23 protein-coding genes are annotated in these 22,990 nt (G+C 63.9%); 9 read left to right on the top strand and 14 right to left on the bottom strand.

Annotated features, from left to right (window positions below; translation table 11 throughout):
• The first annotated feature begins 91 nt into the window (after window positions 1-91).
• Window positions 92-946 (top strand): RNA polymerase sigma factor RpoH, encoded by an 855-nt coding sequence (gene rpoH, locus BLR77_RS17220; RefSeq protein ID WP_072424901.1) that lies wholly within the window; start codon window positions 92-94, stop codon window positions 944-946.
• Between the two features lie 62 nt (window positions 947-1,008).
• On the top strand, window positions 1,009-1,620 hold the full coding sequence (locus BLR77_RS17215) for a hypothetical protein (RefSeq protein WP_074680001.1): 612 nt from the start codon (window positions 1,009-1,011) through the stop codon (window positions 1,618-1,620).
• A gap of 1 nt (window position 1,621) precedes the next feature.
• Here the strand turns inward: BLR77_RS17215 and mtgA are convergent, their stop codons facing one another.
• A complete protein-coding gene (mtgA, locus tag BLR77_RS17210) occupies window positions 1,622-2,350 on the bottom strand; it encodes a monofunctional biosynthetic peptidoglycan transglycosylase (protein ID WP_074679998.1) in 729 nt (242 codons plus the stop codon).
• Window positions 2,351-2,652: 302 nt separating this feature from the next.
• On the opposite strand from mtgA, the gene BLR77_RS17205 reads away from it, so the two are divergent.
• The 5 genes from BLR77_RS17205 to BLR77_RS17185 all read left to right on the top strand — a co-directional run bounded on the left by BLR77_RS17205 (window position 2,653) and on the right by BLR77_RS17185 (window position 6,599).
• On the top strand, window positions 2,653-3,024 hold the full coding sequence (locus BLR77_RS17205) for a DUF423 domain-containing protein (RefSeq protein WP_074679995.1): 372 nt from the start codon (window positions 2,653-2,655) through the stop codon (window positions 3,022-3,024).
• A 102-nt stretch (window positions 3,025-3,126) separates the two neighbouring features.
• Complete coding sequence (thiS, locus tag BLR77_RS17200) at window positions 3,127-3,327, top strand: sulfur carrier protein ThiS (RefSeq protein ID WP_061240208.1); 201 nt, start codon at window positions 3,127-3,129, stop codon at window positions 3,325-3,327.
• An 18-nt stretch (window positions 3,328-3,345) separates the two neighbouring features.
• Window positions 3,346-4,140: a thiazole synthase gene (locus BLR77_RS17195; protein WP_017363115.1), complete on the top strand. Its 795-nt coding sequence runs from the start codon at window positions 3,346-3,348 to the stop codon at window positions 4,138-4,140.
• Window positions 4,141-4,208: 68 nt separating this feature from the next.
• Window positions 4,209-4,925 carry a tRNA (guanosine(46)-N7)-methyltransferase TrmB gene (gene trmB, locus BLR77_RS17190; RefSeq protein ID WP_074679993.1) on the top strand — a complete coding sequence of 239 codons (717 nt, stop codon included), beginning with the start codon at window positions 4,209-4,211 and terminating at the stop codon, window positions 4,923-4,925.
• A gap of 330 nt (window positions 4,926-5,255) precedes the next feature.
• On the top strand, window positions 5,256-6,599 hold the full coding sequence (locus BLR77_RS17185; RefSeq protein ID WP_074679990.1) for a DUF1329 domain-containing protein: 1,344 nt from the start codon (window positions 5,256-5,258) through the stop codon (window positions 6,597-6,599).
• A gap of 7 nt (window positions 6,600-6,606) precedes the next feature.
• On the opposite strand, the gene BLR77_RS17180 is transcribed toward BLR77_RS17185, so the two are convergent.
• Complete coding sequence (locus tag BLR77_RS17180; RefSeq protein ID WP_074679988.1) at window positions 6,607-7,068, bottom strand: N-acetyltransferase; 462 nt, start codon at window positions 7,066-7,068, stop codon at window positions 6,607-6,609.
• Here BLR77_RS17180 and BLR77_RS17175 point away from each other — a divergent pair.
• Window positions 7,067-7,615 (top strand): AAA family ATPase, encoded by a 549-nt coding sequence (locus tag BLR77_RS17175; protein ID WP_074679985.1) that lies wholly within the window; start codon window positions 7,067-7,069, stop codon window positions 7,613-7,615. The two genes, BLR77_RS17180 and BLR77_RS17175, sit on opposite strands and share 2 nt — an antisense overlap.
• A gap of 300 nt (window positions 7,616-7,915) precedes the next feature.
• Window positions 7,916-9,814, top strand: coding sequence for a methyl-accepting chemotaxis protein (locus BLR77_RS17170; RefSeq protein ID WP_074679982.1), 1,899 nt, complete (start codon window positions 7,916-7,918; stop codon window positions 9,812-9,814).
• A gap of 142 nt (window positions 9,815-9,956) precedes the next feature.
• Here BLR77_RS17170 and BLR77_RS17165 read toward each other — a convergent pair whose 3' ends face one another.
• The 12 genes from BLR77_RS17165 to BLR77_RS17110 form a co-directional block, all read right to left on the bottom strand.
• The gene (locus BLR77_RS17165; RefSeq protein ID WP_074679979.1) at window positions 9,957-10,280 is read right to left on the bottom strand and encodes a DUF3392 domain-containing protein; all 324 of its coding nucleotides are present in this window, start codon (window positions 10,278-10,280) and stop codon (window positions 9,957-9,959) included.
• 241 nt (window positions 10,281-10,521) lie between these two features.
• On the bottom strand, window positions 10,522-11,055 hold the full coding sequence (locus tag BLR77_RS17160) for a type II secretion system protein N (protein WP_074679975.1): 534 nt from the start codon (window positions 11,053-11,055) through the stop codon (window positions 10,522-10,524).
• 52 nt (window positions 11,056-11,107) lie between these two features.
• Entirely contained in the window at window positions 11,108-12,898 is a 1,791-nt protein-coding gene (mep72, locus tag BLR77_RS17155) for a biofilm-associated metzincin protease Mep72 (RefSeq protein ID WP_074679961.1), read from the bottom strand.
• Window positions 12,899-12,936: 38 nt separating this feature from the next.
• Window positions 12,937-13,605, bottom strand: a complete 669-nt coding sequence (gene bamI / locus BLR77_RS17150) for a biofilm-associated metzincin protease inhibitor BamI (RefSeq protein ID WP_074679959.1) — start codon at window positions 13,603-13,605, stop codon at window positions 12,937-12,939.
• A 249-nt stretch (window positions 13,606-13,854) separates the two neighbouring features.
• A complete protein-coding gene (gspD, locus tag BLR77_RS17145) occupies window positions 13,855-16,089 on the bottom strand; it encodes a type II secretion system secretin GspD (protein ID WP_083366082.1) in 2,235 nt (744 codons plus the stop codon).
• A 264-nt stretch (window positions 16,090-16,353) separates the two neighbouring features.
• The gene (hemW, locus tag BLR77_RS17140; protein WP_074679957.1) at window positions 16,354-17,508 is read right to left on the bottom strand and encodes a radical SAM family heme chaperone HemW; all 1,155 of its coding nucleotides are present in this window, start codon (window positions 17,506-17,508) and stop codon (window positions 16,354-16,356) included.
• Window positions 17,509-17,538: 30 nt separating this feature from the next.
• On the bottom strand, window positions 17,539-18,030 hold the full coding sequence (locus BLR77_RS17135) for a DUF3916 domain-containing protein (protein WP_238380587.1): 492 nt from the start codon (window positions 18,028-18,030) through the stop codon (window positions 17,539-17,541).
• 56 nt (window positions 18,031-18,086) lie between these two features.
• Complete coding sequence (gene rdgB, locus BLR77_RS17130; RefSeq protein WP_074679955.1) at window positions 18,087-18,692, bottom strand: RdgB/HAM1 family non-canonical purine NTP pyrophosphatase; 606 nt, start codon at window positions 18,690-18,692, stop codon at window positions 18,087-18,089.
• Window positions 18,685-19,101 (bottom strand): DUF4426 domain-containing protein, encoded by a 417-nt coding sequence (locus tag BLR77_RS17125; protein ID WP_074679952.1) that lies wholly within the window; start codon window positions 19,099-19,101, stop codon window positions 18,685-18,687. The genes rdgB and BLR77_RS17125 overlap by 8 nt, the downstream gene beginning before the upstream one ends.
• 14 nt (window positions 19,102-19,115) lie before the next feature.
• Window positions 19,116-19,736 (bottom strand): methionine biosynthesis protein MetW, encoded by a 621-nt coding sequence (metW, locus tag BLR77_RS17120; protein WP_026088470.1) that lies wholly within the window; start codon window positions 19,734-19,736, stop codon window positions 19,116-19,118.
• Between the two features lie 2 nt (window positions 19,737-19,738).
• Complete coding sequence (gene metX, locus BLR77_RS17115; RefSeq protein WP_074679949.1) at window positions 19,739-20,878, bottom strand: homoserine O-succinyltransferase MetX; 1,140 nt, start codon at window positions 20,876-20,878, stop codon at window positions 19,739-19,741.
• A gap of 85 nt (window positions 20,879-20,963) precedes the next feature.
• Window positions 20,964-22,940, bottom strand: coding sequence for a dynamin-like GTPase family protein (locus BLR77_RS17110; protein WP_074679946.1), 1,977 nt, complete (start codon window positions 22,938-22,940; stop codon window positions 20,964-20,966).
• Window positions 22,941-22,990 lie beyond the last annotated feature (50 nt).

Here is a 22,990-nt window from a genome sequence, read left to right as displayed (position 1 = left end):
TATTGACTATCTGACAGGGAACTTATCCACAGGCCCTGCATCAGATAGCGCAGTGCTACACTGCACGAGTTTCGTGAATCGGAGGATTCGAATGTCCACTTCCTTGCAACCTGTTCATGCTCTGGTTCCGGGCGCCAACCTGGAAGCGTACGTGCATGCGGTCAACAGCATTCCGCTGCTGACGCCCGAGCAGGAGCGTGAACTGGCCGAAAATCTCTACTACCAGCAGGATCTCGAGGCCGCCCGCCAGATGGTGCTGGCTCACCTGCGTTTCGTGGTGCATATCGCTCGCAGCTACTCCGGTTATGGTCTGGCCCAGGCCGACCTGATCCAGGAAGGCAACGTCGGTCTGATGAAGGCGGTCAAGCGCTTCAACCCGGAAATGGGTGTGCGTCTGGTGTCCTTCGCCGTGCACTGGATTCGTGCGGAAATCCACGAGTTCATCCTGAAGAACTGGCGCATCGTCAAAGTGGCTACTACCAAGGCGCAGCGCAAACTGTTCTTCAACCTGCGCAGCCAGAAGAAGCGTCTGGCCTGGCTGAACAACGATGAAGTCACCGCCGTGGCCGCAAGCCTGGGCGTTGAGCCGCACGAAGTGCGCGAGATGGAAAGTCGCCTGACCGGCCAGGACATGGCCTTCGATCCGGCAGCCGATGCCGACGACGACAGCGCCTTCCAGTCGCCGGCGCATTACCTGGAAGACCACCGCTACGACCCGGCTCGCCAGCTCGAAGATGCCGACTGGAGCGACAGTTCCAGCAGCAACCTGCACGAAGCGCTGGAAAGCCTGGACGAGCGCAGCCGCGATATTCTCTACCAGCGCTGGCTGGCCGAGGAAAAGGCGACGCTGCATGACCTGGCCGCCAAGTACAACGTGTCGGCCGAGCGTATTCGTCAGCTCGAGAAGAATGCGATGAACAAGCTCAAGGGCTGTATTGCCGCCTGAGCCTGCCGTTACCCCGAAAAGCCGCACCCTGGTGCGGCTTTTTGCTGTCTGGAGCAATTGCCTTGAACAAGATCCCTCTCAAAGCGCAGCACCTGCTGGTGTTCGTGGCCGTGGCCGTGCTGTTTTTCGCCTGGGGCGCCTGGCTGATGCGCAGTGGTGAGGTGCATCCGCTGGCCAATCTGCAGCAATGGCGCGATACGCTGTTGCAGCCGTTGGCCGAAGACGAGCTGACGCTGCGTGAGGTACAGGCGTTGGCGCCAGGCGAGCTGTGGCTGGCGCCGCGCCTGGACGGCGCACGGCTTTTCTATCGTGCGTCGCTCGACGGGGAAGAGGGCGGCTGGTTGCTCGAGGCGGAGCTGAGGTTGAGCCTTGAGCAGCGCGACGGTCTGATGGCGGCGCAGGGCCTCCAGGCCGGTGGTACCGAGTTGGCCCTTGGTCAATCACTGGTCGATCAGATGGCTGGCTTTTCCATCGTCAGCCTCAATCTGAGAGCCCCGCAAGCGCTGGTCAGCGACCGCCTGGCTGCGAGTCTCGGGCAGCCACGCTTGACGTTGGAGCTGGCCGAAGGCCAGGCCTGGGTCTATCCACAATGGGGGCTGACTGTGCATCTGCAGGGCGACGAGGTCCAGCTTTTGCACGCCGTTCCGCGCAAGGCTTTTCGCGCTACCCGCTAGCTTACAGCCAGCGCGGCCACCAATCGGGGCGCTGCGGCTTGAGTTGATTGAGGTAGTGACTGCCACCCAGCTGCGTCATCTGCTGACGAATCCAGGCGGCGCGGCGATTGACATAGGCGTCCGGCCGGCCGGCGCTCCAGCGCAGCGGGTTGGGTAGCACCGCAGCCAGCTGGCTGGCCTGCTGACGATTTAGATAGGGCGCGCCGACGCCAAAATGGTGTTGTGCGGCGGCTTCGGCGCCAAAGATGCCATCGCCCCATTCAACGCTGTTGAGATAGACCTCGAGGATGCGCTCCTTCGACCAGAGCAGCTCGATCAGTGCGGTGAACCAGGCTTCTAGCCCCTTGCGCAGCCAGCTGCGTCCGGACCAGAGAAACAGGTTCTTGGCCACCTGCTGGCTAAGGGTGCTAGCGCCCCTCAGCGAACCGCCGCTCTGGTTGTGCGCCAGCGCCGCCTGAATCGCGCCGACATCGAACCCCCAGTGCTCGGCGAATTTCTGGTCTTCAGCGGCGATCACCGCCATCTTCAGGTGATCCGGCAGCTCGTTCCACGGACGCCACTGACGCTTCAGTTCAATGGGCTGTTCGCTGCCCCAGGATTCGATCTTGCGCTCGATCATCAGCGCCGTGCCGGGTGGCGGCACCCAGCGCAGGGCAAGCACCAGCAGCGCGCTGGCCAGGATCAGCCAGAGCAGCAGTTTCAGCAGGCGGCGGGTAAGGGCTCGGAGCATGGGGTCTCGCATCGATCGGATGTGGCGCTATTAAAACAAAAAATCACCGAGAGCGATTTTTGACGTCAGCGCTGTAGTCGGCCCGCTAGGGTTGCCGCCAGGAATGGCTGGCAACAAAAAATTGCCGGGAGCAATTTTTGACGTCGCTTTGCGACGGCCCGAAGGGTTGCCGTCATGGATGGCAGGCAACAAAAAAGCGCTGAGGAAATTCCCGCCTGATACCTGGGTGTGACAATAACGCCCCATTCGCCTTCGGCCTCAATGGTTAAACTGCGTTCAGGTCCATCTCATCAGGAGTTTCCATGGCCCGTCTCTGGCTACTGTTGTCCGCGTTCGCCGGCTTCACCGGTGTTGCCCTGGGGGCTTTCGCCGCCCACGGCCTGAAGCAAAGGCTGACTCCCGAATATCTGGCGGTTTTCCAGACCGGTACCCATTACCAGTTGATTCATGCGCTGGCATTGTTCGGCGTCGGTCTGCTGGCGCTGCAGATGCCGGGACGGCTGGTGAACCTGGCAGGTGGCGCTTTCGCCCTGGGGATCCTGCTGTTTTCCGGCAGCCTCTACCTGCTGACCCTCAGCGGTATCGGCAAGCTGGGCATCATTACTCCGTTCGGTGGTGTCGCCTTCCTGATTGGTTGGCTGTGCCTGGGTTTGGCGGCCTGGAGACTGGCCTGACCCTGGCGTCAGAAATGAGGACGAATGGCGCCTTTTAGCCTTGGTCGTGGCCAGTTAACGGGCTAGAATGCCGGCCCTCTTCCCAGTTGTGACCGAGTCGTCATGCGTATCCAGTTGAATGGTGAACCCTTCGAACTGCCGGATAATCAGAGCGTCGCCGACCTGTTGGTTCGCCTCGATCTGACCGGGCGCCGTGTGGCGGTCGAACTCAATCAGGACATCGTTCCACGCAGCCAGCACGACAGCACCCAGCTCGCCGAAGGCGATCAGGTGGAAGTGGTGCACGCCATCGGCGGCGGTTGACCTCACGAGGAGTTTTCCATGAGCCAAGTTCGCAGCGACAAGCCCTTCACCCTGGCCGGTCGTACGTTCCAGTCGCGCCTGCTGGTCGGTACCGGCAAGTACAAGGATATGGACGAAACCCGTGACGCCATCGCCGCCTCCGGCGCCGAGATCGTCACCGTGGCGGTGCGCCGTACCAACATCGGCCAGAACCCCGGTGAGCCGAACCTGCTCGACGTGATCAGCCCGGACAAATACACCATTCTGCCCAACACTGCCGGTTGCTACGATGCGGTCGAGGCCGTGCGCACCTGCCGCCTGGCCCGCGAACTGCTCGATGGGCACAACCTGGTCAAGCTGGAAGTGCTGGCTGACCAGAAAACCCTGTTCCCCAACGTCATCGAGACCATCAAGGCCGCCGAAGTGCTGGTCAAGGACGGTTTCGACGTGATGGTTTACACCAGCGACGACCCGATCATCGCCCGTCAGCTGGCCGAGATCGGCTGCATCGCGGTGATGCCGCTGGCCGGCCTGATCGGCTCCGGCCTGGGCATCTGTAACCCCTACAACCTGCGCATCATCCTCGAAGAGTCGAAGGTGCCGGTGTTGGTTGATGCCGGCGTGGGCACTGCCTCCGACGCCACCATCGCCATGGAACTGGGCTGCGAGGCCGTGCTGATGAACAGCGCCATTGCCGAAGCGCAGAATCCGGTGCTCATGGCCCGTGCCATGCAGCATGCTGTCGAGGCCGGGCGCCTGGCCTACCTGGCCGGTCGCATGCCGAAGAAACTCTATGCCAGCGCCTCGTCGCCGCTGACTGGCCTGATCAATTAAGGATGACGATTTGCTGCGTGCCGGTCCGACGGCGAGCCAAGTCGTAACGCAATCTACAAGAGCCCAGCATGACCGATACCCAACAGCCCGAACTGACCGAAGACGGTCGCCAGCGCCGTACCATCAAGAGCTTCGTGATGCGCGCCGGACGCATGACCGAAGGCCAGCAGCGTGGCATCGACAAGGGCTGGCCGCTGTTCGGCCTGGAGCTGGAAGATGGCCTGCGCGACTTCGACCAGGTGTTCGGTCGCAGCGCGCCGCGTACCTTCGAGATCGGCTTCGGCATGGGCCATTCCACTCTGGAGATGGCTGCTGCAGCACCCGGGCAGGATTTCATCGGTGTCGAGGTGCACAAGCCTGGCGTCGGTGCGTTGTTGAGCGGCGCGATGGTGCAGAACCTGAGCAATATTCGCGTGTACAGCTGCGATGCGCTGGAAGTGCTGCGCGACTGCGTGGCCGATGCCAGCCTCGATCGCGTGCTGCTGTTCTTCCCCGATCCCTGGCACAAGTCGCGTCACCACAAGCGCCGTATCGTCCAGCCGGCTTTCGCCGAGCTGGTGCGCAGCAAGCTGAAGGTCGGCGGCGTTCTGCACATGGCCACCGACTGGGAAAATTACGCCGAGCACATGCTCGAGGTGATGAATGCAGCGCCGGGCTATCGCAACCTGGCGGCCGATGGCACCTACGTGCCGCGCCCCGAGGAGCGCCCGGTGACCAAGTTTGAGCGTCGTGGCGAGCGTCTCGGCCATGGCGTGTGGGATCTGAAGTTCCAGCGTCAGGAATGATTCACCCAGCGATCCCTGTCGTCAGGGATCGCAAGCGTTCCATCAGAACCGGCAGGATGCACGATTAGATCGGGATAACCCGACAGCCAGGACGGCGCCTCACCTCAGAACCTGCTCACGATCTGCTGCGCGTCGGCGCTACTGCGTTAAAAACAAGCTCGGAATGCTCATTTACCACTCGTAAACTCCGCTTCCTCGCTTGTTTTTGCCTTGTATCGCTCTAGCTCGCGAGATCGTGAGCAGGCTCTCAGAACACAACAAAGACAAGCGCACCTACAAGGGGCGCGGACAATAGCGGCACCGCTTGCAGGGCGCCGCGAGGAGAGCATTGTGTTGAGATCGGTTTCCCTTTTTCTGCTGACTGCCCTGGCGTTTCAGGCCCAGGCCAAGGTCGATGCCAGCCAGGCCGCGCGCCTGGGTCAGGACCTGACGCCGCTTGGCGGCGAGCGTGCCGGTAATGCCAGTGGCACTATCCCGGCCTGGACGGGCGGCCAGGCTACGCCGCCGGCCAACTACCAGCCGGGCATGCATCACCCTGATCCCTTCGCTGACGACAAACTGCTGTACCGGGTCGACAGTCAGAACCTGGCGCAGTACGAACAACAGCTGCCGGTCGGCCTCAAGACCCTGCTGCAGCAAAACCCCAGCTTCTATTTGCGCGTGTTCCCGACCCGTCGCAGTGCAGCCGCGCCGCAACGCATCTACGACGCGACGCGTTTCAACGCACTGAATGCCGAGCTGATTTCCGGTGGCAATGGCGTTCAGGGGGCAGCTTCCGGCGTACCCTTCCCGCTGCCGGCGAACGGCCAGGAGGCGATCTGGAACCACGTCATGCGTTACCGTGGCGACCAGATCAGCATGGTCACCAATCAGGCGGCGGTGCTCAGCAACGGTAGTTACAACCTGCTCAAGCTCGAGCGCGACATCTACTTCGTCTACGGTCGTGACGGCGTCGCCCCGCAGGATCTGGACAACACCCTGTTCCACTACAAGTACAAGGTCGTGGCCCCGGCCAAGCTGGCTGGCTCGGCGCTGGTGGTGCAGGAAACCCTCGATCAGGTGCTGGCGATCCGCAAGGCCTGGCGCTTCAACCGTGGTGAGCGCCGCGTCCGCCGTCTGCCGATGCTTGCCTACGACACCCTGCAGCCGGACACCAACGGCATGGCCACCGCCGACCAGGTGGACTCCTACAATGGCGCGCCGGATCGCTACGAGTGGCAGTTGTTGGGCAAGCGCGAGATGCTGGTGCCCTACAACAGCTATGCCGTGCACCAGCGCGGCATTCCCTATGCCGATATCCTGCAGGCCAAGCACATCAACCCGGAGTTGCTGCGTTACGAGCTGCACCGCGTCTGGGTGGTCGAGGCGGATCTGCGTACCGGCTTCAGCCATCCCTACGGCAAACGCCGCTTCTATCTGGACGAGGACAGCTGGCAGGTCCTCGCGGTCGACCTGTATGACCGCAGCGGCAACCTGATTGGCCTGCAGGAAGCCCACCCGATCAGCTACTACGACGTGCCGATGTTCGGCTCGACCCTGGAGACCATCTACGACCTCAAGGGCGGCCGCTACTTCGCTGACGGGCTGGATAACAACGAGAAGATGTATGACTTCAACGCCAGGCTGAGCCCGCGCGACTTCACCCCGCAGGCGCTGCGCCGCGAAGGCAACTGAGCCTTCCTTACTCGCGCGACCAGCGCATCGTCAGCTCCAGCTGGCCGGTGTGCGGGTCGCGTGTCTCGTCCACCGTCACGAACCCGCCTGCCCGGTAGAAGGCCACCGCCCGGGTGTTGGCGCGGTAGACGCCGAGCTCCAGGCTGTCACGTCTGCGTTTGGCCTCGTCCAGTAGCTGACGACCCAGGCCGCGGCCTTGGGCGTGCGGGCTGACGAACAATGCTGCCAGGCGCTGCTCATGCAGTGACACGAAGCCAAGTACCTGGTCGTTCTCCTCCAGCACCAGGGTTTCGGCCTGCGGCAGATAGTGGTCGCGCATGGCCGTTAGTTGTTCGCGCCAGAACGCCTGTGGCACGAAGTCGTGGGCCTGGAGGGAGGCCTCCAGCCAGAGGTCGAGTACGGCGTCGCTGTCTGTGCGATGGTAGGGGCGAATCATGATGAAGTCCTGTTCGAGGAGAGGTAAATCCATGGAGGTTCGGTTACATATCTTCGGTGCATCCGGCTCGGGCACCACCACCCTGGCCCGTACGCTGGCCGAGCGCTACGGCTGGCTGCATCTGGACACCGACGATTTCTACTGGCTGCCCAGCGAGCCACCTTACCAGCACAAGCGCGCGCCCGAGGACCGCGTCAGGCTGATCCGCGAGCGTGCAGCGCAGGCGCCGAACTGGGTGCTCAGCGGCTCGCTGTGTAGCTGGGGCGAGGCGTTGATCCCATCGTTCAGTCATGCCCTGTTCCTGCGCCTGGACGACCAGGAGCGCATGCACCGATTGCGTCAGCGTGAATCGCAGCGCTACGGTGAGCGCATCCAGCCGGGCGGCGATATGTACGCGCAGAGCCTGGCGTTCCTCGAATGGGCGGCCGGCTACGAACAGGGTGACCTGCACACGCGCAGCCTGCGCATGCACGAAACCTGGATGGCCCGCCATCTGGGCTGCCCGGTGCTGCGGCTGGACACCACCCGGCACACGCCCGAACAGCTGGCCGAGCGCGTGATGAGCTGGCTGATGCCCTGAGCTAGGCGCCCAGTATAGCCACGGCTGGACGTTATGAGCCGCTCTAGCTCAATGCTTTTCAACATTTTGCGGATTTTCGGCTTCACGTTCTCCGTCGTGCGGTCGCTTATTACCAGCGTGTGCCCACCCTGCCTACCTAGGTTCCCGGGCAACCCCTAACTGTTTCCAGATCCCGGTGATAGCGCTCTGCGCTGAAAGGCCCTCCCAGAGGCTTCTGCTCCTGCGCTGCGTCGCTTCGTCATGGTTCTGGCTTTCAACGACAGGTGTCGGCTCGAGCCTGCCATCGATGGAGTCCTTTGCATGAACATCAAGGATTGGCCGCTGCGCCTGAAAATCACCCTGACGGCTGCGGCGCTGTTATCGCTGGTCAGCATTGCGCTGATCTGGCAGAGCGTTTCGTCCCTGGATCGGACCGTCAATGACACCCTGCAGCGAGATATCGACGGCTTCGCTCAGTCGGTATCGGTCAACCTGGGCAACTGGATGCACGACCGCATCAATGCCGTGAAGACCACGGCGGGCAGCCTGGTGGAGCAGCCGCAGATCGCCCCGCACATCCTGCTGCAGCAGACCTGGGCAACCTTCGCCTTCAACATCACCTACATCGGCACGGTCGATGGGCAGATGCTGCAGAACGACCCGACGGTGATCCTGCAGAACTACGACCCGCGTCAGCGTGGCTGGTATCAGGGCGCCGAGAAGAACAACGATGTGTTCATCAGCGACCCTTACGTCTCGCTCACCGATGGTGCCTACGTGGTGACCATCGCCTACCCGGCACGCCGCAACGGCGGGCTGATCGGTGTGGTCGGCGCCAACCTGACGCTCGATACGCTGACCGAGACCATCGGCAAGCTGAGCATCCCCGGTGACGGCTATGCGTTGTTGATCGACCAGAGCGGGCAGATGATCGCGCACCCCGACAAGGAGTGGCGCACCAAGTCGGCCTCTGACTTTTCGCCAACGCTGGGTGGCGAGCAGCTCAAGGCCCTGGTGCAGCAGCGTCGTCTCACCCAGGCTGAGGTGGCGGGCACCGACAGCCTGCTGTTTGCCGTCGAGATCCCCAATACCCGGTGGACGTTCGTGATGGTCATGGATGAGGCAGAAGTACTCGCGCCGGTGCGCAAGCAGCTCGCCGTGCAGCTGATCATCGGCACCGGCATGCTGGCTGTCGCCATTCTGGTACTGGCCCTGCTGGGCCGTGTGCTGTTTCGTGATCTGGAGCAGATCCGTCACAATCTCAACGCCATCGCCGAGGGCAATGGCGACCTGACCCAGCGCCTGCCGGTCAACTCCAATGACGAGATTGGCCAGCTATCGAGCAGTTTCAACCGCTTCATCGAGCAGTTGCACGGCATCATTTCGCGGCTGCGCGAGGTCGCCGTGGCGCTGAGTAACGAGTCCGGACAGGTGGCGCAGGATGCTGACGCGCAGAACCAGCGCGTGCAGCAGCATCAGTCCGAACTGCACCTGGTGGCCACTGCGGTGACGCAGATGGCTTCCGCCACGCAGGAAATCTCGCACAATGCCGAGACCGCCTCCGGCCAGGCCGTGGATTCGGTCAGTCTGAGCGTGGAAGGGCGCCGCCAGGTGGAGCGCAGCCAGCAGTCCATCTCCCTGCTGGCTGAAGAAGTCGAAGGTGCCGGACGCATCATCGATGAATTGCAGCGCCACTCCAACGAGATCAGCTCGATTCTCTCCACCATCGCCAGCATCGCTGACCAGACCAACCTGCTGGCCCTCAATGCGGCCATCGAGGCGGCGCGTGCCGGCGAGCACGGTCGTGGGTTTTCGGTTGTGGCCGACGAGGTGCGCGTGCTGTCCAAGCGCACCCACGAGTCGACTCGCGAGATCGAGGCGATGATCCAGGTGCTGCAGGACGCCACCCGCCAGGCGGTCGGGGTGATGGACAACGCCGCTGCCAAGGCCTCGCAGAGCGTGACCGACGCTCAGGCGGCCAGTGACCTGTTGCAGCAGATCACCGAGGCGATCGGGCAGATCAACGACATGGCCGCGCAGATCGCCTCGGCAGCGGAAGAGCAGGCCTGCGTGACCGTGGAGGTCAACCGCAACACCGAGAACATCCGCGCCATGGGCGATCAGATGTCGCAGAGCAGCCATGCAGCCTCGGCAGCAGCCTCCAACCTGCAGGCGCTTGGCCGGCAGATTGGTAGCGAAGTGTCCAAGTTCGTGCTGTAGAAACAGTGGTTAGCCTGCTCGCCGTAGGAGCGGCTTCAGCCGCGAAAGCCACTGTTCTTGGCTGAGACCACTCCTACAAGGGAAATCTCATAGTCGGGTGGCGGTCTTCTTGCCGCGAATTCAATGGCGCTTCGTGGTCGCCCTAGTTCCTGTCGGCCAGTATGCCGATCACCGCGAAGATCAGGATCAGTACCGGCGCCAGGGTGTAGTTGTTGAAGTGCGCCAGACCCTTGGCCAGCCATGGCGTGAGGAAGACGATGGCCAGGCCGTAGCCGACCGCGCAGAACACCACGAACAGCAGGGTACGCAGGACGAAATTGAGGTTACCGATGGTGCGTTGAACCCAGGCGTTGATGGCCGGGCCGAACAACACCAGCAAAGTGGCCATGATGGCCAGGGAGATATCGCCGAGGTGGCTGCGGCTCCAGCGCGAGAGGGTGACGATCAGGTCCAGTAGCAAATCCATTGGGACTCCTTGTTGACGCGGCGCAGACCCCGCTGCGCAGCATGATGGCCGTGCTGCAAGAGGATCGGGGCGCTAATGCACGGGCACTCTCAGGGCAGTGGACCGATGCAGGGTAAGCGAGGGGGGCGGCGCGCTGTCGAGCGGGACCTCCACCTATGTCGTCGCAGATTCCGGCGCAATAGCCTACCGGATTCGCATCGCTCTGTGGGTTGCTTTGCAGGTCGGCACGGCGAGGTGAGTGTCAGCGGCCTGCCAGGGCTTTCATGGACTCCGGCTGCGGGGCGATCACCTGCCCCGGCGCGTCTGTGGCGTGTAGCAGTGGTTGGCGGTTCCTGTCGGGAAAATGCAGGCTTTCCCGACGACCCTGGCGGTCGAGGGTAATGTAGTGCTGGTCGACGCTGTGCAGTTTGATTCCGGGTGCAATGCTGGCACCTACCGCAACACGCTGCGCGGTTTGTCCGTGCTGGCGGATGATGGCGCTGGAGCGCTGCTGGTTGGGGTTCCTGAACACGGCCACCAAGGTCAGTTGCAGCGACGTGACCGGGGCGGAGCCGGCATGCTCGGGCGGGAGAGCGGGAAACAGCATGGCCAGTTGTTGCCGGTCCACCACGCGGGGCGGCACTGCTGGCGGTGCGTGAGCATGCTCGGCCGGTTCCTGCAGTAGCCGCCACAGCTGCGCTGCCTGGTAGCTCAGGCTGAGGCTGCAGGCCAGGAGTGCCAGCAGGCAGAGGCCTGCTGGCAGGTGGCGCACTGCGCCGGAGTTGGCTTGTGCCATGTGCGTTCCTCGTTAACGCACCCATGGCCGCTGGGGCCATGGGTGCGCTGGCTTACAGCCGGTTTACGCTGACATTGTCGATGAACAGCGACTGGCTGCGTTGCGTGCCAAGCAGCAACAGTTCGGCACGGCGCAGGGGGCCGGTGGGCAACTGCACTTCATGCTGCAGTCTGCTCCAGCTGCCACCGCGCGTGTTGCGCTGACCGAGCGGCAGATACTGCCCACGGCCGTTGCTGTCCTCGACATAGAGGTAGGCATAGGCGACGGCACTGACCGAGGTGCTGCGACCGATGCTCAGGTCCGCCTCGATGCGATAGCGCTTGCCGGCCTCCAGGTTGCCGAGCAGGCTGACGCTGGCGCCCGAGCCTTCATATTCGCGCTGGTAGGCCTCCAAAGCCTGGCGCCCGCTGCTGGCATAGGTGCTGACGCGCACGCCGCCGTGGTAGCCGGACCAGCCTCCGATGCCGTTCTCGAAGTTCCAGCCGAACTGGGCTGGTGCTGCTGGCGGCGTGTTGCTCTGGACCTCCTGCAGCTCCACCTCATCGATCAGCAGGCTGCTGCCGCTGTCGCTCCAGACTGCTACATAGAGGTTGCGCGCATTGGTCGGTGCCCGGTAGGTGAAGGTCTTTTCCAGACGGCTGAACTCGTTGCCGCTGACGGACAGGCTGGCCGCTTGCTCCGAGCTGTAGGTCAGGCGGCCGTCGGAACCCTCTTGCAGGATCGCCAGGCGTACGTTCTCGCGGCTGTTGCGAGCCTTGAGCATGCTCTTGGCCCTGAGCTGGTACTGCACGCCTTCGCGCAGCCCGCTGACCGGGGTGGCCAGGATGTCGAAGCCGCGTGCATCCATCTGCAGCGCGTTGTCGCGACAGTTCAGGGCGACGTTGACCAGGCTCAGGTCGGACTGGCCGAACAGCGCACGCCAGCCGTCGCTGGTGGTGAACTCGCCGTTCTGTACCAGCCCCTTGAGCGCCGGCTTGCTGCACCAGGATAGGTCAGCCGGTGGCGTGCCGGGATCGGATGTCCCCGGATTGCCGGTTACAGGTACCTTGGTCGCGCGGAACGCCGAGATCTGGCTGGCCATGGCGTTCAGGGCGCGCACCGCATCGGCATGCTCATGCTGACCGCAGGCCTGGTTGGCGCATTCGCTGTCGCTCAGGCGCGGGTTGGAGAATACCGGGGCCTGGCGGCGTGCGCCGAACACCTGTGGGTAGGCCATGATGGTGCTGAACTGGCCCTGTACGCCGTAGCCGCGGCTCCACTCATGGGTACCGTTGTGGCCGTTGGTGTTGTAGTAGCCTTCCTGCATGTCCTGCTCGTAGGAGTGGCGCAGGCCCATGTTGTGGCCGGCCTCGTGAGCGAAGGTGCTGAGGCTGCAGTCGACCCCGGTCAGGCCGTAGGCCATCTCCTTGGCGCCGCTGTTGAAGCGGTCGCTGTTCTTCGGCCCGGTGCCCATCCAGGCGATGCCGCAGACGCCGTAGCCCTGCCCCTGGGTGGTGCGGTTGATCAGTTGCACCAGATCCGCGCCGTACTCCTCGCGCAGACGCTGCACGCGGGTGTCGTAGGTGAACTTGTTGAGGTTGGCCGCGGACACGTCGTAGTAGTCGGCCCAGTCGAGCAACTGCTTGTGGACCAGGCGCAGACGCAGGTTGATTCCGCTCTTGGCGTAGGCGTTGTTGGTGTACTCGATGTAGCTGGCGATGCGTGCGTCGATGTCGCGGCCGTTGGGCAGCGCCTGGGCGTCCTTGGTGTAGAGCACCATGATATCGACGGTCTCGGGGTTGGCCTGGGCGTGGTGAGCGGCCAGCGCCAGTGCCAGGGCGGATAACCATTGCACGTTCTTCATGTCTGCAATCCTTGTGCTGGGGGTAAGAGAGAGGTGCATCAGCCCTGGGCGGGCGGCGGCAGCGGGGGCAGCTCTTTATGGTCGTAATGCAGGTGATCGTTGGGATCGGCGCGCATGACCAGCTGGTTTTCGTCGGTGATCACGGTCTTGCCGGTGGCGTTGTCGACGATGATCGACAGGCTGCCGTCCACGGTGGCCAGGGTGATGTGGGTTTCCAGCTTGCCGCGCACCAGGGTCATGCTTTCCATTGCATCGCCGTCGAGCAGGGCGCCATGCCAGACGGCGCTGCCGGCGGTATTACGGGTTTCGCTGAGGCTCGCGCGCACGGGGTGCTGTCGCCCCGGCAGGGCGAGGGACACGACCTGGCCGGTATGCAGGCTCGAGAGGTGTTGCGGGTCGAGATGGGTGAGATGGCGGATGATGCCGTCTGTTTCCTCTTCCTGCAGTGATCCGGCGTCCCACAGCGTCACTTGCGCCGCTGCCGGTTCGTTGGCAATGGGTTGCGCCTGCACCGTGCTGTCAGCGGCCTGCGGCGTGACGGGCGCAGCGGGGGCTGCGATGGCGGGGGCTGCGGGAGCAGCCGGCGAGCCGGCCGGTTTCTGCTGCGCCGTGTCGCCTTTCGGCTGCGCGGTCTCCGACAGTACGAATCCCAGGGTGCCACCCACTATTGCCGTGGCGACCATGGCGGTTATCCAGCGTTTTGACATGCCATTGCTCCTTCCTCTGGTAAGGCGAAAGGGGGCAGTCTAGGTACGCGGGTGCCATAAATTCGCTATGCACTTCACAGCCAGGCGGAGCGTCGCAAGACGGGCGCGCTAACTTGGACGCCAGTCTCATCTGTAGCGTGTATTACGTCTCGTTTGTATGTGGGGCGATGCGGCTTGGCACGGCAGTGGGGAGGCACCGCCCGGTTTGCACTCAGGCGGCGCTCCGTGCGTCTGCTGTGCACTCAGCGCTTATTCACGGACTGCGGCAGCCGCGCGGCTGGGCAGTTGCTCGGGCAGGTGGGCCAGTGCCTTGAGGGCCAGCTCGCGATTCGGATAACTGCCATAAAGCAGGGCGTAGCGAGTGCCGCTTTCATGCTGCTGCAGGCGCAGCGGCTGATCCGGATGACGGCCGAGCAGGGCCTGCATGAACGCCCGGCTTTCGCCTTCGATCAGGCGAATGGTATAGCGCTCGTGGGCGCGCGGCGCCGCGACTTCGCCGCCCTGACCATTGCCCAGGCTGGCCGGATCGACCGGTCTGGGCGTCTCGATCAGGCTGCGTTGTGGTTGTGGTTGTGGTTGCGCCGGCTGGGGCTGGCGCAGATCGGTGACGGGCGTGGCCACTTCCTGGCTGAACAGATCGCGGGCCTGCGGCGGCAGGTGGTGGTAGCCGCTGGCCTGGCCGAGCAGGCGCAGGTCGCGGTACTTGCCGAGGCTCAGGTTGGCCAGGCCCACGCCGTCGCGCGCCACGCTCGGACGCAGGAAGACCATCAGGTTGCGTTTCTGCCGCGCTTCGCGGGTCGAGCGGAACAGCCGACCGACGCCCGGGATGTCGCCCAGCAGGGGAACCTTGCTCGCGCTGGCCGAGGTGTCGTCCTGAATCAGGCCGCCGAGCACGATCACCTGGCCGTCATCGGCCAGCACGGTGCTCTTGATAGAGCGCTTGTTGGTGACCAGATCCACCGCCTGGGCATTGAGGCCGGTGCTGGGAGCGATGGAGGAGATTTCCTGCTCGATCACCAGACGCAGCGTGGCGCCGTCGTTGATATGCGGCGTGACCTTGAGGGTGACGCCGATGTCCTTGCGCTCGATGGTGGTGAAGGGATTGCCCGCGCCCGACGCGTCGGTGGTGTAGGAGCCGGTCTGGAACGGCACGTTCTGCCCGACCAGAATCTCCGCCGGTTGATTGTCCAGGGTCAGCAGGGTCGGCGTGGACAGCAGGTTGCTCTTGCCGGTGGCTGACAGGGCGGTGATCAGCATGCCGAAGTTGTCATTGCCCAGGCCGAAGATCGCCCCGTTGGGCAGCGTCTTGGCCAGCTCGGCGGACTCGTCGCGGGCGATGGCGCCGAGCAGGGTGCCGATGGACAGCCCGGTGTTGCTGAAATTGACCCCACCCAGGGCGTTGTGGCGGCCGTCGATGGCCCACTGCACGCCCAGCGCGTCGTTGATGTCGCCGGACATCTCGACGATGGCGGCTTCCACCAGTACCTGCGCGCGCGGCGCATCCAGCTGGCGCACCAGATCCTCGAACAGGCTGACCATGTCGGCTTCGGCCATGATGACGATGGCGTTGAGGCTCTGGTCGGCGCGGATCATCAGTTTCAGGGGCGTCGAGCTCTGGTTGCCCTGGCTCTGGCTCAGGTTGTCGCCGAAATCGCCCAGGGTCTCGGCCAGCTGCTTGGCGTCGGCATGGCGCAGGCGTATCACCCGCGTGTTGGCCGAGCGCGAACTGGGCGTGTCGAGGCTTTGCGCCAGCTTCAGCAGGCGCAGTCGCGCTTCGCGAGGGCCGAGCAGCAGCAGGCGGTTGCTGCGCGGGTCGGCGATGACCTGGGCGCCACTGGCCTGGGCGTTCTGCAGCGAGGCGCCGAGCAGGTTCGCCAGATCGCTGACCCAGGCGTGCTTGAGCTCGTAGACGCTGAAGTTGTCCTGGCTGCGGTCGTCCAGCTGGCGAATCAGGTCGCCGATGCGTTCGATATTGACGGGCGCGTCGCTGATGATCAGGCTGTTGGACGAGGGCACCGCGGCCAGATGGCCATGGTTGGCCACCAGCGGGCGGATCATCGGCAGCAGGTCATTGGCGGCGCCGTGCTGTACCTGCAGCACGCGGGTTTCCAGGTTGCCCTGGCTGCCGGCGCTGCTTCTGGCCTCGGCGTTGGGCATGATGCTGAGCTGGTCGCCTTGCGGCATGACGGCAAAGCCGTGGGTGGTCATCACCGAGAGAAACAGCTTGTACAGCTCGGCCAGGCCCATGGGCTCCTGGGCGATCACCGTGACCTGGCCCTTGACCCGCGGGTCGATGATGAAGGTCTGGCCGCTGATGCTGGAGATCTGCTCGATGAAGTCGCGGATGTCCGCGCCCTGCATGTTGACGGTCCAGCTCTCTTCGCTCTGGCCGGGCTGCACCGCTGTGGCATGGGCCTGGCCTGCGAGCACCAGCAACAGGGCGGCGCAGCACAGCGTCCTGAGTAGTCGGGAGGGGATCGGCATGGTGGTATGTCGGTTCCATGGCAAATGCGCAGCGGCTTCCGATGGAAGGCGGAAGCGCTACGGCTGGAGGGCGGTCGGCAAGGAGGGTGGTAGGCTAATCAAAAAGACGTCGCCGTGTTGCGGGCAGATGGCAATCTGCGATGACGGTCACAGGCGTTCTTGCGAGGCTGCGGCCGGGTGCGCGTTTCGGCCGGATCATCGCCGAATACGCGTGATGTTCCAGGCAAAAGGCGGATTTTGGCCACCCTCTGCTCAGGGCATGCCTCAGGGCAGGAATTGTTGCAGCAGGTCGTTGAGAAATAGCTGGCCTTCGGCGGTGGCGCATAACCGTTCGGGCTCGGCACGCAGCAGCTTGCGCGCCTGCGCCTCGGCGCGGGCAGCGTCCAGGCTGGCCAGCGGCAGGCCGGTGCGCTGGCTGAACAGCTCGGCCGGCGCGCCTTCGGTCAGGCGCAGCACGTTCATCAGGAACTCGAAGGGCAGCTCCTCGGCAGCCAGCAGGCGTTCGCCGGCCTGGAAGGCCTTGGCCGGGTCGAGGTAGTCCTTCGGCAGGCGGGTTTTCCAGGTGCGCTGAATGCGTCCTTCGGGCGTGCTCAACTTGGCGTGTGCGCCAGCGCCGATACCGAGAAAGTCGCCGAAGGTCCAGTAGTTGAGGTTATGCCGCGCCTGCTTGCCTGGCTGAGCGTAGGCCGACACCTCGTACTGCGCGTAGCCCTCGTCTGCGAGCAGTGCCTGGCCGGCTTCCTGGATATCCCACAGCAGATCGTCCTCAGGGAGGGTCGGCGGCTTACTCCAGAACACCGTGTTCGGCTCCATGGTCAGCTGGTACCAGGACAGGTGCGTCGGCGCCTGGGCGATGGCCGTGCGCAGGTCGAACAGGGCGTCCTCGATGCTCTGCTCCGGTAGTCCGTGCATCAGGTCGAGGTTGAAGTTGTCGAAGCCGGCAGCACGGGCCATGTCGGCGGCGCGGATGGCTTCGTCGCCGTTGTGGATGCGTCCCAGCGCCTTGAGCTTGGCCTCCTGGAAACTCTGTACGCCGATGGACAGGCGATTGATGCCCAACGCGCGGTAGCCTTTGAACTTGGCCTGCTCGAAGGTGCCGGGGTTGGCTTCCAGGGTGATTTCGATGTCCGGGGCGAAGGCGATGCGTCGCTCGACACCTTCCAGCAGGCGGCCCAGGGCGCGGTCGGAGAACAGACTGGGCGTGCCGCCACCGAAGAAAATCGAGCTCAGTGGCCGGCCATGGACGTGCTGCACGTCGATATCGAGATCGGCGAGCAGGGCGTCGACGTATTCCTCTTCAGGCAGCGTCGGCCCGGCTGCATGGGAGTTGAAGTCGCAGTAAGGGCATTTGCGCACGCACCACGGGATGTGGATATAGAGCGCGAGGGGCGGGAGCAGGAAGGGAGAGGCGTCGGGCACGGTAGGGCAACGAGAGGCGATAATGGGCGGCTATCGTGGCATGACTTCGCCGAAGTACCAACGCTGGGCGATGAAGCGTCCTGTAGGTTGGTCTTCGTCGAGAGCGTTGATTTCAGTGCCCAGTTCGCCGCAGCCATTCACCAGTTGCAGCGACCAGGCTTCGGCTAGGCTTGATGGCGCCAGAAGGCGACTGCTGCCGTGCTCACTCGCAGAAGCGCGAGTATGAGCCTGGAAGTAGTCCTCATCCAGATACAGGCACACCTCGCTCGTGAAGAAGTCTGGCAGGCAGATCACTGCTGTTACTCGCCAGCTTTCTGCCTCTGGCGGTTTGGCGTGCATCAGATGCTGGCAGGCGTTGATCAATGCCTGGGCACAGCGAGCTTGAATCTGGGAATTGGTGTGCCGGCCCTCGACCAGGCTGAATAGCACTGGGATCTTCCAGTTCCAGTAGCGTTCACCCGCAGGAATCTCCTGCGGAAAATAACCCTCGAAGCTGGCTGCCCAACGATCCAGTGCCCTCAAGCGTCTCGCGATGCCGCGTGGTTTCTTGCTAAGAATCAGGCGTCTGGCCAAGGCTGCTATAGCCCCAGGCGCTGCTTGAGCAGGGCCATGGCGCGGGCGCGGTGGCTGAGGCGGTTCTTCTGCTCGGCCGGCAACTCGGCGCTGGAACAGGCGGTTTCCGGTACCCAGAACAGCGGGTCGTAGCCGAAGCCGTGCTCGCCGCGCGCCTCATGCAGGATGCTGCCATGCCACAGGCCTTCACAGAGGATCGGCAGCGGATCGTCGGCGTGGCGCACCAGGGCCAGGGCACAGACGAACTGCGCGCCGCGCTCGGCGTCCGGCACGTCTTTCAGGGCATCGAGCAGCTTGGCGTTGTTCGCCGCGTCGCCCTGGCCATCGGCATAGCGCGCGGAGTAGATACCGGGGGCTCCGCCGAGAAAATCCACCGCCAGACCGGAGTCGTCGGCCAGCGCCGGCAGGCCGGAGATACGCGCGGCGTTGCGCGCCTTGAGGATGGCGTTCTCGACGAACGACAGGCCGGTCTCTTCCGGCTCGACCTGGCTGAACTCACCGATCGAGCGCACGCGCACGGCGTCGCCGAGCATGGCCTGCAGCTCCTTGAGCTTGCCGGCATTGTGGCTGGCCAGCACCAGTTCCTTGAAGCCACTCACTGGATTAGTCATCCGGGAACATTTCCTGGTTGAAGGTGATGCGGTGCGTATTGTCGCCCTGGCGCACATCGAGGGTGAAGCTGAGAATCTCGCGGCTGGAGAAGGGGAACTGCGCCAGGTAGTAGATGGCGCCGCTTTCCGTGACCTGCCTGAAGGTCAGTGCGGTGCTCTGCCCCAGCAGGTTCTTCACCTGGCCGCTGACCTGCGCGGTGCTGGCCTTGCCGGCCTTGAGCACGGCGATGTTGACCACGCCCTGGGTCTTGCTGCGCACCAGACCCGCAGCGCTGGCGATATCCGGCTGCAGGAAGCTGGAGTTGAACACGCTGTAGTGCACGTCGAGGTCGCCAAAGCTCTGCTTGCGCTCGGCGGCGGCCGGCAAAGCCAGGCACAGGGCGATCAGGAAGGGGATGATGCGGCTCATGATGTTCTCCTCGTTCAGACCGCGACGCGGTGGGCGGAAAGGTCCGCGCCGCTGATGCGGTAGATGCCGATCTCGCCCAGCAGGTTGGGCCAGATGCGGCTTGCCAGGCCGTGGCGGTGGTCACGGTCCACTGCCAGGCGTTCTTCCACACGGGCACCCTGGGCGTGACAGAGACGCTCGAAGTCCTCGAAGGTGCAGAAGTGGATGTTCGGGGTGTTGTACCAGGTATAGGGCAGGAAGTCCGACACCGGCATGCGACCTTTCGTCGTCAGGTACCAGCGGCAGCGCCAGTGGCCGAAGTTGGGGAAGGTGATGATGCAGGTCTTGCCGACACGCAGCATCTCGGCCAGCACCTTGTCCGGGTAGTGCAGCGCCTGCAGCGACTGGGTCATGACCACCACGTCGAAGCTGTTGCTGGCGAAGTTGCCCAGGCCCAGGTCGAGGTTCTGCTCGATGACGTTGACGCCACGCTCGATGCACAGGGCGATCTTGTCCGGGTCGATTTCCAGGCCGTAGCCGGCCACCTGCTTGTTGTCGCGCAGCCAGGCGAGCAGCTCGCCGTCGCCACAGCCCAGGTCGAGCACACGGCTGCCCGGGGCGATCCATTCCTGGATGATGTCCAGATCCGCTCGCATGCTCATACCTCGATTCGCTTCATGTAGCTGTCGAACGCCTGCAGGTAACGCGGGATCGGCATGAGGAAGGCGTCATGGCCCTGCGGCGCGTCGATCTCCAGATAGCAGACGTTCTTCTTCGCCGCCGTCAGGGCGTCGACGATCTCCCGCGAGCGGGCGGGTGAGAAGCGCCAGTCGGTGGTGAAGGACATCACGCAGAAATCCGCCTTGGCCACGGCCAGGGTCTTGGCCAGGTCGCCGTCATGGGCGGCGGCCGGGTCGAAGTAGTCCAGTGCCTTGGTCATCAGCAGGTAGGTGTTGGCGTCGAAACGGCCGGAGAACTCCTCGCCCTGATAACGCAGGTAGCTTTCCACCTGGAACTCGACGCTGTGGAAGTCGTAGTTGAGCTTCTCGCTCTTCAGGCCACGGCCGAATTTCTCGCCCATGGCGTCGTCGGACAGGTAGGTGATATGGCCGACCATACGCGCCAGCATCAGGCCGCGCTTGGGGATCACCCCCTGTTCCTGGAAGTGTCCGCCGTGGAATTCCGGGTCGGTGAGAATCGCCTGGCGCGCCACTTCGTTGAAGGCGATGTTCTGCGCCGACAGCTTGGGCGCCGAAGCGATAGCCAGGCAATGGCGTACGCGCTCGGGATAGCTGATGGTCCACTGCATGGCCTGCATGCCGCCGAGACTGCCGCCGATCACCGCTGCCCATTGCTCGATACCGAGCACATCGGCCAGGCGCGCCTGGCTGTGTACCCAGTCTTCCACCGTCATCACCGGGAAGTCGGCGCCATAGGGCTTGCCGGTGGCCGGGTTGGCGCTGCTCGGGCCGGTGGAGCCATTGCAGCCGCCCAGGTTGTTGAGGCTGACGACGAAGAACTTGTTGGTGTCGATGGGCTTGCCGGGGCCGATGCAGCTGTCCCACCAGCCAGGCTTGCGATCATCCGGGCTGTGATAGCCGGCGGCGTGATGATGGCCGGACAGGGCATGGCAGATCAGCACGGCATTGCTGCGCGCGGCGTTCAGTTCGCCATAGGTTTCGACGACCAGTTCGTACTCGGCCAGGCTGCGGCCGCAAGCCAGCGCCAGGGGTTCGCTGAAACGGAACACCTGGGGGCTGACCAGACCGACGGAATCTTCGGGAAATGCAGTGGGCATTGAGGCGCCGCTAATGAATCGGAGGAGGGCGCCAGTCTAAAGAGCACCGACCCGAGCGGCAAGCGAGCTGGGCGCCCGCTCCGCTCTACAGGCTTTGCGGGCGCGCCGCTGTCGGCAGGCTGACCACCTTGCCCTGGCGCTGCACCGGTGCCGGGCGGCGCAGCACGCGCAGCATGTCGCTGGCCTGGGCCAGTTGCTGCTCCAGCTCTTCCTGGTAGCGCGCCAGTTGCAGGCTGCGTTTGCGCGTCTGCTGGGTTTCCTGAGCCAGTGCTTTGAGGCGCAGCATGTGGCTTTCCAGCATCTGCTTGTGTTCCAGGGTGTGTTGCATCAGCGGCATCAGCGCATCGGCGGCCCATTGCTCGGCATCCAGGCGCAGGCGCTGGTGCAGGCCAATCACTTCCTGGGCCAGGGTGGCGAAGAAGCGCCGGGTCAGGCTGCGTTGTTCGGTGAGCAATGTTTTCACATGCAGGCGGAACTGATCGCCCTTGTCCTGCAGCTTCTTCAGCTCGCGCAGGTAGCGCTGGATCTTGAACTGCGGCGCGTCGACACCGCCCAGTGGGTTGTCTTCGTTATGCCGGCGATAAATGGCAGCGACCATCTTGTTGGCCATGTCGGCTTCGTGTTGCAGGTTATGCAGGTCCTGCTCGACGGCGCGGAAGAAATGCAGGATGGCCTGGTTGATGCCCAGGGTGGTCCAGCTGCCGGTCAGATTGCGGCGCACCTCGCTCAGGTGTTCTTCCAGGCGTTCGGCGCGCGCGGCGTGGCGCAGCAGCTGGCCCTGGCGCTGCAGCAGGCGCTGGTTGGTCTTCAGACCGAGCAGGCGCTTGTGGTGCAGGCTGTGGTCTTCCTTGGTCTTGGCGGTCAGCTCGAACAGCAGCTGGCCGTTGTCCTGCTGATGGCTGCCGAGCAGGGCCAGCTGTTCGCTGACTTTCTCCAGGCGCAGGCTGAGCACGTGCTGACTGTTGTTGAGCAGGGCCAGGACCTGGCGCACCACGTTATCTTCGATCAGGCGTTCCTTCTGCGCGACGATGCGTTCGCATAGCAGGTTCTCCAGATCGGCCATCTGACTGCGTGCCAGCAGTTCCTCGTCCTTGCGCACCTTGGCCAGTAACGCCTGCTTGGCCGACAGTGGCAGTACGTCCTGCTTGGCGATGCCCAGCTGTTTGGCGGTGGCGCTCTGGATCTGGCCGATGGCGTTCTGTACGAAGGTCTCGCCGGCCAGGTCGTCCCACAGCACGTCGATCTTGTTCAGCACGGCGAACAGGCTGGTCTGGGTGTCTTCGTCGAGCTGACGAATGTGCTGCTGCCAGATGCTCATGTCGCTGGCGGTGACGCCGGTATCTGCGGCGAGCAGGAAGATGATCGCCTGGGCGTTGGGCAACATCGACAGGGTCAGCTCCGGCTCGCTGCCCAGGGCGTTGAGCCCGGGGGTGTCGAGAATGCGCAGGCCCTGGCGCAGCAGCGGATGGTCGAAGTTGACCATCGCATGGCGCCAGGCCGGTACCAGTACCTGACCGCGCTTGCCGGTGCCTTCGAGCATGTCCGGGTGGAAGCCGAGCTGGATCGCCTGCTCTACTGGCATGGGTTTGGTCTTGGCCACCTGGCTGAAGGCCAGGGCCATGTTGGCCGGGTCGCTGGTGTCCAGCGGGATGTTCACCCAGTGTCGGGGAATACGCTTGAACTGCGCGACGCTGGCCGAGGCCGTACGTGTCTCGATGGGCAGCAGGCGAATGTAGGGGCGTTCCGAACGTGGATCGAAGAACAGCTCGGTGGGGCACATGGTGGTGCGCCCGGCATGCGAGGGCAGCATGCGCTGGCCGTACTCGGAAAAGAACAGGCTGTTGATCAGTTCGGTCTTGCCGCGCGAGAACTCGCCGACGAACGCCAGGGTGATGTGGTCGGTGCGCAGGATCTTCAGGGCGCGTTCGAGCTTGGCCTGAACCGCTTCGGAGTTGAGCCGGTTGTGCTCCAGCCAGCTGCGATAACGCGTGATCTCGCGCATCAGCTCGCGCTTCCAGGCGACGTAAGCGTCAACCTGCTGGCTGAGACGTTCCATGCTCATCCTGGCTCTCCTCTCGGCAAGTTCATCCACTTGCTGGGGCTGCGTGACAG

This window comes from Ectopseudomonas alcaliphila (assembly GCF_900101755.1).
GTDB classification, from domain to species: domain Bacteria; phylum Pseudomonadota; class Gammaproteobacteria; order Pseudomonadales; family Pseudomonadaceae; genus Aquipseudomonas; species Aquipseudomonas alcaliphila.
The sequence above is the reverse complement of the archived record's forward strand: the minus strand, read 5'-3'. Positions and strand labels throughout refer to the sequence as shown.

What these genes read in the sequence shown, in the direction of transcription:
- rpoH (WP_072424901.1), top strand. Translation starts at nt 92, where the DNA reads ATGTCCACTTCCTTGCAACCTGTTCATGCTCTGGTTCCGGGCGCCAAC.
- mtgA (WP_074679998.1), bottom strand. Translation starts at nt 2,350, where the DNA reads ATGCTCCGAGCCCTTACCCGCCGCCTGCTGAAACTGCTGCTCTGGCTG.
- BLR77_RS17205 (WP_074679995.1), top strand. Translation starts at nt 2,653, where the DNA reads ATGGCCCGTCTCTGGCTACTGTTGTCCGCGTTCGCCGGCTTCACCGGT.
- thiS (WP_061240208.1), top strand. Translation starts at nt 3,127, where the DNA reads ATGCGTATCCAGTTGAATGGTGAACCCTTCGAACTGCCGGATAATCAG.
- BLR77_RS17195 (WP_017363115.1), top strand. Translation starts at nt 3,346, where the DNA reads ATGAGCCAAGTTCGCAGCGACAAGCCCTTCACCCTGGCCGGTCGTACG.
- trmB (WP_074679993.1), top strand. Translation starts at nt 4,209, where the DNA reads ATGACCGATACCCAACAGCCCGAACTGACCGAAGACGGTCGCCAGCGC.
- BLR77_RS17175 (WP_074679985.1), top strand. Translation starts at nt 7,067, where the DNA reads ATGGAGGTTCGGTTACATATCTTCGGTGCATCCGGCTCGGGCACCACC.
- BLR77_RS17180 (WP_074679988.1), bottom strand. Translation starts at nt 7,068, where the DNA reads ATGGATTTACCTCTCCTCGAACAGGACTTCATCATGATTCGCCCCTAC.
- BLR77_RS17170 (WP_074679982.1), top strand. Translation starts at nt 7,916, where the DNA reads ATGAACATCAAGGATTGGCCGCTGCGCCTGAAAATCACCCTGACGGCT.
- BLR77_RS17165 (WP_074679979.1), bottom strand. Translation starts at nt 10,280, where the DNA reads ATGGATTTGCTACTGGACCTGATCGTCACCCTCTCGCGCTGGAGCCGC.
- BLR77_RS17160 (WP_074679975.1), bottom strand. Translation starts at nt 11,055, where the DNA reads ATGGCACAAGCCAACTCCGGCGCAGTGCGCCACCTGCCAGCAGGCCTC.
- mep72 (WP_074679961.1), bottom strand. Translation starts at nt 12,898, where the DNA reads ATGAAGAACGTGCAATGGTTATCCGCCCTGGCACTGGCGCTGGCCGCT.
- bamI (WP_074679959.1), bottom strand. Translation starts at nt 13,605, where the DNA reads ATGTCAAAACGCTGGATAACCGCCATGGTCGCCACGGCAATAGTGGGT.
- gspD (WP_083366082.1), bottom strand. Translation starts at nt 16,089, where the DNA reads ATGCCGATCCCCTCCCGACTACTCAGGACGCTGTGCTGCGCCGCCCTG.
- rdgB (WP_074679955.1), bottom strand. Translation starts at nt 18,692, where the DNA reads ATGACTAATCCAGTGAGTGGCTTCAAGGAACTGGTGCTGGCCAGCCAC.
- BLR77_RS17125 (WP_074679952.1), bottom strand. Translation starts at nt 19,101, where the DNA reads ATGAGCCGCATCATCCCCTTCCTGATCGCCCTGTGCCTGGCTTTGCCG.
- metW (WP_026088470.1), bottom strand. Translation starts at nt 19,736, where the DNA reads ATGCGAGCGGATCTGGACATCATCCAGGAATGGATCGCCCCGGGCAGC.
- metX (WP_074679949.1), bottom strand. Translation starts at nt 20,878, where the DNA reads ATGCCCACTGCATTTCCCGAAGATTCCGTCGGTCTGGTCAGCCCCCAG.
- BLR77_RS17110 (WP_074679946.1), bottom strand. Translation starts at nt 22,940, where the DNA reads ATGAGCATGGAACGTCTCAGCCAGCAGGTTGACGCTTACGTCGCCTGG.